Raw genomic sequence first — 13,450 nt, forward strand, 5'->3', positions numbered from 1 at the left:
TTAAAATAATCTCATTCTTCACTCACTTCTTGCAATGATGAAAACTTTAGATCCTTTACGTTTACCTTTAAATCAATCAAGTCTTATTGAAGCTTCTGCAGGGACAGGCAAAACCTACACAATGGCAAATTTGTATTTGCGTTTAATTTTAGGTGTTGGCTGTAACCCATTGAATGTAGAGCAGATTTTAGTGGTAACCTTTACCAAAGCAGCCACTCAAGAGCTTCGGGATAGGATTCGTGAGAAATTGGCAAACGTCGCTAAATGGTTTCAAGATCCAAGTACAGATGATGCGAAAAAAGCGTTTAAGGAACCCTTTTTAGCTGAACTTTATGACGCCGTGAAACCGCAGTTAAACCAAGCGTTATTACGCCTAAAAATTGCTGAACGTGAAATTGATTTAGCCAGTATTTTTACCATCGATAGCTTTTGCCAAAAAATGCTGTTCCAATTTGCCTTTGATTCGGGCATTCGTTTTGATATTGATTTACTAGCAAACGAAGATGAATTACTGACTCGCCTAAGTGAAGAGACGTGGAGAGAACTGTTTTATCCGATGGGTTTTGCAGAAACTCAAATTGTCTCACAAGAGCTTAAAACACCTGAAGATACGCTTAAATCAATCAAATCTTATCTCTATAAAGATCATATTCAGTTAGATGAAACACAACACTGGCTGAATGACGATTTTTCCGCATTTCTTGCCAAATACCAAGATTTTCTCCACGAAGTGAAAAAACATTGGCAACAAGTAACTGAAGAAGCTTATCGCTTAATTTCAGATGAGTTACCTAAAAAAGCGTTAAATGGCACGGTTTATAAGCAAACATTGGTCAATAACCATTTTTTTGTATTGAATAAATGGGCTACAAGTTCAACCTTGAATTTCCCACACGACAATTTTAGTCGTTTTTGCCAAGACTATTTGATTTCTAAAACGAACAAAGGCTTTGAGCCTTTACATCATTCGATTTTTGAAAAAAATCAGGCATATCTCACCGCTTACCAAAGCGACTTTCAGCCTAAATACGCTTTACTAAAAGCCACTGTGCGTTACCAATTTTTGATGCGTTTACGCCAAAAACTCCAAACGTATAAACAGACGCACAAAGAGAAAAGTTTTAGCGATATGGTGAATTTCCTACTCGCCGCGTTGCATTCAGAACAGGGAGCAGAATTAGCACAACAAATTCGTTCACTTTTTCCGTTTGCGATGATTGACGAGTTCCAAGATACCAATCAACAGCAATACGATATTTTCCGTATTCTCTTTATGGACCCTTCGCTAACCGAGCAAGGTTTTATTATGATCGGCGATCCAAAACAGTCGATCTATAAATTTCGTGGTGCTGATATTTTCACCTATCTGAGTGCGTCAAAAAAGGTTAATAACAAAACAACCCTAAATAAAAACTGGCGTTCTTTACCTTCGGTTGTCGAAAACTGTAATCGTCTATTTCATTTCCCTGAAAAGAGCAATCCATTTTTATACGAAGATATACATTTCCAAGCCGTTGAATCTGATTCAGGTCACAAACAGTTTATTGGTGAAAATTCGACACAATGTTTTTTATTGGACGAATCATTTAATGAAAAACGTGCGGCAGAACATTGTGCCTATCAAATTCAGCAACAGCTGAAAAAAAGTGAGCAGGGGCAATTCTTTTTGCAAAAAGATGAGCAAATCGAACCGCTTGTGGCGAAAGATATTGCGATTTTAGTGCGTAGCCATAAACAAGCGGCACTTATTCGTGCTGAACTGCTTAAACGTCATATTCCATCGGTGTTTTTCTCCGAACGAAACAGTGTTTATGAAACTCAAGAAGCACAAGATCTACGTTTTGTGCTACAAGCCTGCTTGAATCCTTATCGCCAAGCAAGCTTACTTGCTGCGTTAGGTACACAGCTTTGGGGACTCACGGCGAATGATATTTTTCAACTTAAGCAAGATGAACACTTGTTAGATAGCTGGATTGATAAATTTATTCACTATCAACAAATTTGGCTACATCAAGGCATTTTACCGATGTTGCATCAAATTTTGATGAAAGAAGAGATTATTCAGCGTATCAATGCGTTACCAAATGCCGAGCGTCGTATCACGGATTTACTACACTTGGCTGAATTGTTACAAGAAGCGATGCCAAGTTTAGAAAACGAATCTGCGTTACTTCGTTGGTATGAGCAACAATTAGCCAACCCAAGTGAACATTCAGAAGAGCAAAAACAGCGTCTGGAAAGTGAAGAGAGTTTAGTTAAAGTCATCACTATCCACGGTTCTAAAGGCTTGGAATACCCTGTTGTGTGGTTGCCATTTGTGGCAAAAGCCAGCACGAGAGCCGAAAGTAAAGCAATGGCAATTTATCAAGATGAGCAAGGCGAGACTCGCTGGAGCTTTGGTTCTCAATCTGACGAGATCAAAAATGCGATCAATAAAGCCGAATTTGCCGAAGATCTACGCTTACTCTATGTGGCAGTCACCCGTGCTAAATATCAGCTTAACCTTGTATTACCAACAAAATTTGATAAACACTGGAATGCGTTAAGCTATTTACTCTCTAACGGCGAAATTGAGTTAGGTGGCAAAGAACCAGCTCAAACGAGTGAGTATTATCTTACGCAAAAAGGTATGCAAGAGAGTATTCGCTACTTGCCACAACAGGTTGAAGAAGACTTATGGCAACCGACAGCAACTCAGCACGGGGAGATTTCCGCTAAAATCTTCACGGGCAGAATCCGTTCTATCGGACAAATCACCAGTTTCACCGCTTTACAAGCCCAACACGATCGTTTGCAAAATAAAGCACAAAACCTACCGCTTGCGACTTTTGGCGATGAAGCTCAAGATTATGATCGCACGACAGTCAGTGTTGTGACAGAAAGTAGCGAGACGGAACAGTTCAGCCCTTATCGTTTTCCACATAGCACTAAAGTGGGTAACTTATTGCATAAATTCTTTGAAGATTGGGATTTCCAACAGCCTGTCGATCCAACTGCATTACAAGCACTTTGCGATCAACTTGAGCTGTCGGAAGAATGGCTCACGCCACTGCAAAGGTGGTTTGAACAGATCGTACAGACCACATTTGGCGAACAAGCGGTCAGTTTACGCCAAATGTTTACCCATAAGCGTTTAAACGAATGGCAATTTTACCTACGTTTAAGCAACGAAAAAGCCTTGCCACAGCTCAACGCTCTGCTCAAACGACACAGCCCACTGGCAAAAAATTTACCCGACTTAACGCTCTACCAACTCAACGGCTTTGTGCGAGGCTTTGTGGATTGTATCGCTCAAGTCAATGGCAAATTCTATGTGATCGACTACAAATCCAATTTCTTAGGCTCTCTTCCACAAGATTACCGAGCCGAAAAATTAGCCAAAACGATGGGGCAATTCCGCTACGACTTGCAATACTTGCTCTATACCCTTGCTCTGCACCGTTATCTGATGTCACGTTTAGGGGAAGATTACGATTATGAGCGTGATTTTGGTGGCGTGGCTTATTTATTTCTACGAGGAATGAATGGCGAGAATGACAGTGGGGTTTATTTCGATAAACCGACCGAAGAACTAATTAAAGAGATGGACGAGTTGTTTCAGTAAAAGCGTTTAACCTAATCTGACAGGACACACACTTAAGCTAAAAACTGTCAGATTAGATTTGGTTTTTTATCCTATTTTAATGAAGCTCAATAACATCTGGTAATTTCACCAACTGATTAAGCAGTAACTCAATCGCTCTTTCGCTTTGCACTTTGATGCTTAAGCTGAACGCTGTGCCGTGATTTTCGGCGTTAAGGGATAACACTTCAAATCCACGATGACGGATTACTCGTAATAAACGCTCAAGGGTTTCTGGGCGTTTGTTGGCTTTGATAACAAGTTGATATTGTTGCATATTTCCCCCTACACTCCGATGTCTTCATCTAACATATCATTATTACAGGCATTTGGCGGCACAAGCGGCCACACGTTTTCTTCATTTGGAATACAAACGTGTAACAAATAAGCCCCCTCGCTGTTTAACAAGCGGTCTAATGCGTCAGAAACTTCGCACGCTTTTTCAATCCGCTCCGCTGGAATATCAAAGGCATTTGCCAACATCACAAAATCAGGGTTGTCGTCTAAAATCGTTTGGCTGTGGCGACCGTGAAAGAATAATGACTGCCATTGACGCACCATACCTAAACGTTGGTTATCCAACAACAAAATTTTCACAGGCAATTTGCCACGTTTAATCGAACCCAGCTCTTGCACATTCATCATAAAAGAGCCGTCACCTGTTACCACAATCACAGGATCAGTCGGACGAGCTTTTGCCGCCCCTACTGCCGCTGGCAAGCCAAAGCCCATTGTGCCAAAGCCTGCGGAAGTGATGTAATTTTCAGGGGCATAATGTTGCATATGTTGAGCCGACCACATTTGATGTTGCCCTACGTCTGTGGTGACAACGGCATTTTGTGGTTTGCGAACCGAAAGCGTATGTAACAACGCCCAAGGATCGATCTCGCCATCGCCTGCATTTTCTTGATAACTGAAATCAAATTCCGCTTTCAATTTCTGCACATCTTCTCGCCAAGCGTCAATCTCAAGGGGCTGTGTTAAAGCGGTGATCGCTTCGATCAAATCGTCTCTTAACGCCACGTCTGCTTTGCGTAACTTATTGATTTCAGCCACATCAATGTCAATATGGATCACTTTCGCATTCGGGGCAAAGGTATCGAGTTTGCCGGTAACTCGGTCGTCAAATCTTGCTCCACACGCTAACAACAAATCGCACTCTTGCACCGCATAATTCGCCGCTTTTGTGCCGTGCATTCCGATCATTCCCATATAGAGCGGATGTTGCGGTGGAATCGAGCCTAAGCCTTTTAAGGTTGAAACAGATGGAATATTTGCAATTTCTAGGAAAGATCTTACCGCTTGCACACCGCCTGACATTCCCACGCCGCCACCAACATAAAGTACAGGGCGTTTGGCTTGGGCTAATAAGGCTTTGGCTTGCGAAAGTGCGGTTGGATTTTGAGCTTCTGGAGCAACTTTTTCATAGACGATTGGCGAAAGTGAAGTTGGGGCAAATTGCACATCTTTTGGAATATCCACCAGCACTGGACCTGGACGACCACTTTGGGCAATTTGGAAGGCTTTTGCGATAATTTCAGGCAATTCATCGATATTTTGCACAATAAAACTATGTTTAGTACAAGCCAACGATAAGCCCAACACATCAGCCTCTTGGAAAGCGTCAGTTCCGATAAATGCCGAAGCCACCTGCCCTGTAATTGCCACCACAGGAATGGAGTCCATTAAAGCATCGCCTAAACCTGTAACAAGGTTGGTTGCCCCCGGCCCTGATGTTGCAATACAGACTCCTGTTTTGCCTGTCGATCTAGCATAGCCGATTGCCGCCATTGCCGCCCCTTGTTCGTTACGGCAAAGTAAATGATCTAAGCCCGAATCATAGATTGCATCATAGACAGGCATAATCGCTCCGCCAGGGTAGCCAAATAGCGATGTTACGCCGTGAGCTTTTAAACACTCAACCACTAAATTTGCACCGTTCATACGTTTCCTTTTATGTTGTGTCGCCGTTTAGTTACGATTTTTTTTATAATAAAAAACCCCCACTAAAACTAGCGAGGGTTTATGGAAGCATTACATTGACTAACTGCGAGCTAACCTAACCCTCGCGGTGATAATAATCACCGCGAGGTTAATAATAATGAGACTAGCAACAGAATGTAATTTCATTTTGATTCATTTAAAAAGTAAAACTACTATATAAATAGCATATTTTTTGTATAAAACAAATGTTTTTTTGTGGTGGAGAGAAAAAATATTTTCTACATCATCAATAATCCCCAACCTTGAAAAAAACAAGAATGAACCCTATTTAATCGCCATTCATCACCATAAGGAACCATTATGCCTCTACTTATTTTGTTAGCTGGAATCTTTCTTTACATCTATATTGAAATCTCACTATTAGTCAGTGTAGGTTCTGCAATTGGTGTTTTACCTTTAATTTTATTGATGATTGCGATTTCTGTTGCAGGATTATGGTTAGTCAAATTGCGTGGAATTATGGCGATTATGCAAATTCGCAGTGAAATCGCTCAAGGTAAAATTCCTGCACAAGCGGTCACTTCGTCAATCTTTTTTGCAATAGCGGGCGTATTGTTGATTGTTCCCGGTTTTTTAAGCGATATTTTAGCGTTATTGTTACTTTTGCCTGTCACTCGCCAGTTATTTCAAGCGCTGTTTATGAAATATTTTTCAAGTCGTGTGAAATTTATGTCTTTTGGCTCAGCTAACCGCTATTCTCAAGATAATACAACTTTCGATGCGGAGTTTGAACGTAAGCACGATGAAGATAAGTGGTTGAAATAATGAACCCATATCAACTTGCACTCTTAAAAGTTCATGGCACGGCGATTTTTTTCGGATTATCAGGCGTTTTTGGTGTTTTAATTGAAAGTTCGTCTGATGTATTAGTACTTGGCAGAGCAATGATTGCTTTTGCATGTATCTCCTTGTTTTTCTTATGGAAAAAACAGCCTTTAACAGCACTTTCTTTCAAAGAAAAATGCTCACAACTGATCTCAGGTAGCTTACTTGCATTGCATTGGGTCAGCTTCTATTTAGGCGTGAAAATTGGCGGGGTTGCCGTTGGCACATTAGGTTTTGCAAGCTTTCCCGCATTTGTTGCACTATTTGAAATGATCGCATTTAAAGAGAAACTGCACTTTAGAGAGTATATTTTGTTAATGGCGATTTCCGTTGGGCTCATACTGATTACGCCCGAATTTCATTTTGGTAATCAGGCAACCCAAGGCTTGCTATGGGGCGTATTTTCAGCAGCAAGCTACGCTGTTTTGGCGGTTCTCAATCGACGAAACGCGACAAAACTTTCAGGCATTGAATCGAGCTGGTGGCAATATGTTGCCGTTATCCTTGTGTTACTGCCATTTTCAGCGACATCATTGCCTTCTGTTAGTGCAATGGACTGGGTTTGGATTGGCTTTATTGGCTTATTTTGCACCACATTTGCCTATACACTTTATGTCTCAAGCCTCAGTGTTATCAACGCCCGTACCGCTGCGATGATTATTTCTCTTGAGCCTGTTTATGCCATTATTGTTGCGTGGATTTGGTTTGGAGATGTACCAACCTTATCTATGGTCATTGGCGGCGCTTTAATTATTGGCTCAGTGGCGTGGGCAAATTTGAAAAAATAAACAAGCGGTCAGCTGAGACAAAATATTTGCAAATATTGTCCCAAACTGACCGCTTGTATTTATTGGCTTACCGCTTTTTGCCAACTGTTTAACCAAGCTCTCACTTTTTCTGTTTCAGGTTGGTAAAACTCAAGAATTTGATAAGTCGGTAGCTGATTAAAAAGCGGATCGACATTGCTATTGTTCACAGGCTTCATCACGTTGTGATAAGAGATGAGTTTCTGCGCTTCAGGTTGCTGTAAGAAGGTTAAGAACTGACGAGCCAATTCCGTTTGTTTACTTGTTCTGGTGATCGCCGCAACTTCTACTTGCACTAAATGCCCTTCGCTAAAATCTGCTGCCACATATTTGTCTGTCTGCTCATGCCATTGGTGATATAACGGAGATGTGGTATAGCTTAAAACTAAATCCGACTCCCCTTTTAAAAAAGCGCCGTAAGTTTCAGACCAGCCTTTTCCAACAGTCACCGTATGTTTTGCCAAGGTTTGCCATGCGGATTCGGCTTGGTCGCCATACACTTGATTTACCCAATACAGTAAACCACGACCGACCGTGCTGGTGCGTGGATCTTGATAAATTACTTTCAGATCTTGGCGTTCAACCAATTCTTTTAAACTTTTTGGCGGATTGACCACTTTCTCTTTATTGTAGATAAAGGCATATTCACCAAAGTCATAAGGCAAAAAGGTTTTACTTTGCCATGCAAGCGGTAAGTTATTGGCAGAATTTTGCAAATGATGCTCAACAAATAGCCCTGATTTTTCCGCTTCAGGCATTAAAAAATGGTCGATTCCAAGCATTACATCTGCTTTGGTTTTATTACCTTCCAAACGAATACGGTTAAACATCGTCACGCCGTCTTCAAAGGGCATAAACTTCAAATCACATTGACATTGTTGCTCAAAACGTTGTTCAAGTTGTTGACCTGGCCCCCATTCAGACGCAAAGGAATCATAGGTATAAACTGTCAATGTTGGTTGTTGGGCAAAAGCGGTTGTCGCAAGGGCTAAAGCGGAAAGGGGGAAAAGATTGAATTTCATTGAATACTCCTTCTAAAGATGAAAATAGAAGGATCTAAAACAGGCGATGTCGATTGTCTGTCTCAAATCCCTACGCTGATATTAGTCAGATCAGGTTCTATGGGTATTTCTCAGCCTTGCAATATGGACTTTGCAATGCACCCCAATGAGAACGGCGGTATTTTACTATAATTTAAACAAAAAATCGCTTAAAATGGCGAAATCCGACCATCAACAAGCGGTCAGTTTTACGCAAAATTTTGCAAAGGAAAAACTCTTGAACGAACTCATTTTTACCCTTGAACCCCAAGATAACGCACGCTTACAATCCCTTTGTGGACCTTTTGATGAACATTTAGCCTTAATTGAAAAAAGCTTTAATTTAATCATCGCTCGTCAAGCGTTCAGCTTTACCCTTCAACCCGCCGAAGAAAATCACTATTCAGCCACTTTATTGAAAAATTCCGCCAAGCTGATTCAGCAACTTTACAATGAAACTGCACCAATCAAAGGCAAAGTGAAAGAGCTGGATTTAGAAGATGTTCATCTGGCGATTCAAGAGAGCCGAATGTTGTTACAAAATCAGTGGACAAGTTCAAGCCATGAGATTGCGATTAAAACGAAACGTGGCGTAATTAAACCCCGTGGCGAACACCAACAAGCCTATTTACGCAATATTTTAACCCATGATATTAGTTTTGGAATTGGACCTGCAGGCACAGGGAAAACCTTCTTAGCAGTTGCAGCCGCAGTGGAATCCCTTGAACGCCAAGAGATTCGTCGAATTTTACTTACACGTCCTGCGGTGGAAGCAGGGGAAAAACTCGGCTTTTTACCAGGTGATTTAGGACAAAAAATTGAGCCTTATTTACGCCCGCTTTACGATGCCTTATTTGAAATGCTTGGCTTTGAAAAAGCACAAAAGCTGATGGAGCGAAATGTCATTGAAATCGCACCGCTTGCTTATATGCGTGGGCGTACGCTCAACGATGCTTTTATTATTTTAGATGAAAGCCAAAACACCACCACAGAGCAGATGAAAATGTTCTTAACCCGTATCGGCTTTAATTCTAAAGCAGTGATTACAGGTGATGTAACACAAATCGACTTGCCACGTAGTCAAAAATCAGGGCTAAAACACGCTATGGAAGTACTGAAAGATGTGCCAGATTTGAGTTTTAATTTCTTTGACAGCCAAGATATTGTTCGTCACCCTGTGGTTGCTAAAATTGTCCAAGCCTATGATGTGTGGGAAGCGGAAGATGAAGCTCGCCGTGAACAACGTAAATTGGAAAAATTAGCCTTAGAGCAACAAAAAATTTTAGAACAGGCGGAGCAACTATGAATCAAATTTTAAAGGTTGGCATTGCTGGTTTTGGCTATTCCAGTAAAGTTTTTCACGTCCCCTTTTTAGTGCAAGATACTCGTTTTAACATTGTGAAAGTGTATGAACGCTCAACCAGCAATGCGTTAGCAGTATTACCAAATGTAGAGATCGTGCGTGAATTTGATGGCTTACTCAGCGACGAAATTGATTTAATCATTATCACCACACCAAATCAAACGCATTATAGCCTAGCAAAGCAAGCCATTTTAGCGGGTAAACATGTGCTGGTGGAAAAACCGTTGGTTATCACTGCGGAGCAAGCACTTGAACTTGATGCGTTGGCAAAACAGCACAATGTCATTCTGTCGGTTTACCAAAATCGCCGTTGGGATCATGCCACCGCTACTGCCAAGCAAATTTTAGCTCAAGGCTTAATCGGCGAAGCGGTAGATTGTGAAATCCGTTTTGAGCGTTATGCCAAAGGTAAAAATGCGAAGGCATGGAAAGAAACTGGCGAAAAAGGTACAGGCTTGGTTTATGATTTAGGCGTTCATCTGATTGATGCTAGCCTTTATTTATTCGGTATGCCAAATGCCGTATTCGCCGATATTCGTTATCAACATAAAGGCGCATTGAGCGATGATAACTTTACGATTCACCTTTACTACGATTCAGGCTTAAAAGTGGCTTTATATGCAACAAAATATGCCCGTGAAGCAGGGAAACATTTTGTTCTACACGGTAAACTCGGTTCTTATGTAAAACAGAATGTCGATTGCCAAGAGAGCTTACTAACAAGCGGTATGATTCCGCAAAAAAATTACAATTTAGAAAGCGAACAGGATTGGGGAATTTTACATACAGAAATGAACGGCGAAGTAGTTCGTCAGCCGTTTAACAACGCTGATACAAGTTATCAAGCATTATACGACAATCTTTATCTTGCCATTACTGAAAATGAATCTCTTGCTGTGACAGCCGAACAAGCAGCAAAGGTACTTTATATTATTGAAAAAGCGTTTGAAAGTGCAGTATCAGGAAAAAAAGTGAACATACTATAATTTAAACTAATCTGACAGTATGCATTATACTAAATGTAAACTGACAGATTAGTTTTAATCCTTTACGAACTTTTCCCTATCTTATTATTCAGCTACTCCCTGATCCCAGCCTAATGCTTCTTCAGGTAATTTACGCTGTAATAAGAATCTTCGATTTGGTTCGGCTTGTGGTTTTACAATTTTCCCTGATGGAGTAGAAAAACTAATACCGCCATTGAATAATTGTGATAATGTGCCTGAGTTCATACTCACACCGGCTAAACTAATATCCATTGTGTAGCCTGATGATGCCCAGAACTCACTGTTTTTACGCACAAGATGTTTATATTTATTGGCAATACTTAAGTGAATAAGCACTCGATCGCCTAATTCGCTTAAACTTAGACGTTGAATAACACCTACTTGCATACCACGATACATCACTGGCGCTTGTGGGGTAATTCCGTTGGCATCCGTCGTTTCAACAATAATAGGGAAGCCATTGCCATATTGGGTTTTTATAGTATCCGTATCGCCTAATTGGAACTGTGTTTTACGTTCCCCTGTTCCTGCATCAACATTGATATAGTTTTGGATCACCGCATCTAAATTTTTAAAACCCGATGTGTCAATTTCAGGTGAAATTGCACTGAACTTACTGCCTGATTTTGCAATGATTGGGTAGTATTGACCTTCTATGTAAGCGGTTGCTTTCACCTGTTTTTTTGCATTATCTAGCTGTAATGCTTCTACTTTACCAATGGTTAATCCCATATATTTGATTGGCATACCTTTGCTAAGTTTCGAACCATCTTGCGCAATTAAGGTAATATAAGTATTGCCTGAAGTGGCTTTATCGTAGCTACTATAAAGCGTTTTATTTCCTTTTGCTCCTTGATTATCAAAACTGATGGCACCTTTTAACGTTCGCATTAAAGAACCCATTTTGACATTCACGCCAGAAGCTGAAATATCTACTTCTGTGGCAGGCTCAATCCAAAAACGACTATTTTCTGTGACAAGATGACGATATTTTGGCTCAATAAAGAGATCAACATCAAAGCTCTTTTTAAGCGGACGAATATTCAATACTTCACCAATAGGGAACTGACGATATAGCACCACAGAGCCTTTATCAATATTCGTAAGCTCATCTGCTGAAAGTGTTAATGTTGTTTTTTTATCGACACTTGTAATACCTGCTTCTGCACTATCAATATCTTTATAAAGGGGATACTGTTTTTTCACTTCACCTTCTGCTTTCGCAGGTAAAATACGAATGCCGCCTTTAATCCAATCGGAAGGCGAACCCGCATGGACTCTTAAGCCATCTAAACCGACGGACATATCAATATTTGAAATTGCAACAAACTTACTATTTCCTGCGACCAAATGTCGATAAGGCGGATAAATGATAGCTTGGAAATTAACACCGTCTAAAGAGAGTTGACGTTTTAAGATTTCACCAATTTGTATATCGTTATAATAGATACCTTGCCCTTGCTCAACACCATACGCTTGTGGCGCCACTAATTGAAATGCAAGTATATTTGGACGACTTAAAAGATAATCTGATTCTTTTAATACTTCAAAATCAAATTTAGGCTCACCTTCTCCTTTTTCTATCTCAAAGTAAGCCCCTCTAAATAGCTCACCAATTTTACTGATTTGCTCTTTATTCAGACTAAATTTAGGTTCTTTAATTAAAATCTGAGACCCTGACTTTAATAAATCAGCGTGATTAGGATCGATTAAAAGTGTTCCTTGTATCTTGTCAGATGAAGCTTTTTGGTTTTCTTCAGTCAATTTTTTTTCTTCTAACTGCATATCTAAGCGAGATAAAACCCCCACTTGAATATTTTGATAATAAACAGGTGTTTCATTCACTTTTAAATTTGGCATCATTGGTAAGCTAATAGTTACTTCTGTACCACGTTGAGCAGATTTCAAACTATCATATAAGTTGAATTTACGCCCCTGCTCTGCAATATCCGAATCATCTGGTGAGTCAAAGGCGACAGCACCTTGAACGATTGATGCAAGGCTATCTACATTTACGTTAATGCCTGATAAATTAGCATTTAAGTTAATGCCACTGATATTCCAAAAGTGACTATCTTTTTTCACTAAATTGGCATATTTTTTATCAATCACAATATCAATTTCGACTTTTTTCTGATCAGCAGTAAATCGATAATCGGCAATATTACCTACAGGTACTTTACGAAAATAGACACTGGCTCCAACGGTAATAGAGCCTAAATCGGATGAAATGAGCTTAACTAATAGATCACCGTCAGTAACACTTACTGTTGGGGGTTCATCTTCCGCAGTAAATTCATATCGGCTTTTTGCTTCAGTATCTTCACTCGGTTGTAATGTAATGTAGTTACCTGAAACAAGGGCATCTAATCCAGAAACCCCCGCTAAAGAAGCACTTGGTTTGACTAGCCAAAATTTTGTTCCTTCACGTAAGACGGATTTTGCTTCTGGGTTAATTTCTGCATCAACTTGAACACCACTTAAATTATCGACAAAATAGACTTTTTTTACTTGCCCAATTTGTAAGCCTTGATAGCGGATCATCGTTTTCCCTGCAGTAATCCCATCGCCTTCATGGAAACGGATCGTAATACTTTCCCCTTGTTCCTTTAAAATTTGAAAGAACAATAAGCAACCAATAACAAAAGCGACTATTGGCAATAGCCAAAAAGGAGAGATTTTTCGGGGTTGTCGAACCTTTGCGGGAACGCTATTCGGGATATTTTCACTCATAAATTTTCAGTTATTTAAATAGCTACAAGCGGCGAGATCTCACAAAATTT

General features: G+C 40.2%; 9 protein-coding genes and 1 riboswitch. Of the genes, 5 read left to right on the plus strand and 4 right to left on the minus strand.

Features of this window, described 5'->3' with window-relative positions:
- Positions 1-37 precede the first annotated feature (37 nt).
- Complete coding sequence (gene recB / locus C5N92_RS09420) at positions 38-3,604, plus strand: exodeoxyribonuclease V subunit beta (RefSeq protein ID WP_111750601.1); 3,567 nt, start codon at positions 38-40, stop codon at positions 3,602-3,604.
- A 76-nt stretch (positions 3,605-3,680) separates the two neighbouring features.
- On the opposite strand, the gene ilvM is transcribed toward recB, so the two are convergent.
- Together ilvM and ilvG are read right to left on the minus strand one after the other, a co-directional pair.
- The gene (gene ilvM / locus C5N92_RS09425) at positions 3,681-3,899 is read right to left on the minus strand and encodes an acetolactate synthase 2 small subunit (RefSeq protein ID WP_111750602.1); all 219 of its coding nucleotides are present in this window, start codon (positions 3,897-3,899) and stop codon (positions 3,681-3,683) included.
- Between the two features lie 8 nt (positions 3,900-3,907).
- The gene (ilvG, locus tag C5N92_RS09430) at positions 3,908-5,566 is read right to left on the minus strand and encodes an acetolactate synthase 2 catalytic subunit (protein WP_111750603.1); all 1,659 of its coding nucleotides are present in this window, start codon (positions 5,564-5,566) and stop codon (positions 3,908-3,910) included.
- A gap of 360 nt (positions 5,567-5,926) precedes the next feature.
- Here ilvG and C5N92_RS09435 point away from each other — a divergent pair, with 360 nt between their 5' ends.
- Together C5N92_RS09435 and C5N92_RS09440 are read left to right on the plus strand one after the other, a co-directional pair.
- A complete protein-coding gene (locus tag C5N92_RS09435; protein WP_111750604.1) occupies positions 5,927-6,391 on the plus strand; it encodes an FxsA family protein in 465 nt (154 codons plus the stop codon).
- On the plus strand, positions 6,391-7,239 hold the full coding sequence (locus C5N92_RS09440; RefSeq protein ID WP_111750605.1) for a DMT family transporter: 849 nt from the start codon (positions 6,391-6,393) through the stop codon (positions 7,237-7,239). Before C5N92_RS09435 ends, C5N92_RS09440 begins: the two co-directional genes overlap by 1 nt.
- A 59-nt stretch (positions 7,240-7,298) precedes the next feature.
- On the opposite strand, the gene thiB is transcribed toward C5N92_RS09440, so the two are convergent.
- Positions 7,299-8,279 carry a thiamine ABC transporter substrate binding subunit gene (gene thiB / locus C5N92_RS09445; RefSeq protein WP_111750606.1) on the minus strand — a complete coding sequence of 327 codons (981 nt, stop codon included), beginning with the start codon at positions 8,277-8,279 and terminating at the stop codon, positions 7,299-7,301.
- 49 nt (positions 8,280-8,328) lie between these two features.
- Positions 8,329-8,434: riboswitch (TPP riboswitch) on the minus strand.
- A gap of 101 nt (positions 8,435-8,535) precedes the next feature.
- Here thiB and C5N92_RS09450 point away from each other — a divergent pair.
- Together C5N92_RS09450 and C5N92_RS09455 are read left to right on the plus strand one after the other, a co-directional pair.
- Positions 8,536-9,603 (plus strand): PhoH family protein, encoded by a 1,068-nt coding sequence (locus C5N92_RS09450; RefSeq protein WP_111750706.1) that lies wholly within the window; start codon positions 8,536-8,538, stop codon positions 9,601-9,603.
- Positions 9,600-10,646: a Gfo/Idh/MocA family oxidoreductase gene (locus C5N92_RS09455; protein ID WP_111750607.1), complete on the plus strand. Its 1,047-nt coding sequence runs from the start codon at positions 9,600-9,602 to the stop codon at positions 10,644-10,646. Before C5N92_RS09450 ends, C5N92_RS09455 begins: the two co-directional genes overlap by 4 nt.
- Positions 10,647-10,730: 84 nt before the next feature.
- Here C5N92_RS09455 and C5N92_RS09460 read toward each other — a convergent pair whose 3' ends face one another.
- Complete coding sequence (locus tag C5N92_RS09460) at positions 10,731-13,400, minus strand: PqiB family protein (protein WP_111750608.1); 2,670 nt, start codon at positions 13,398-13,400, stop codon at positions 10,731-10,733.
- Positions 13,401-13,450 lie beyond the last annotated feature (50 nt).

It is taken from the genome of Glaesserella australis (assembly GCF_003260095.1).
GTDB classification, from domain to species: Bacteria; Pseudomonadota; Gammaproteobacteria; order Enterobacterales; family Pasteurellaceae; genus Glaesserella; species Glaesserella australis.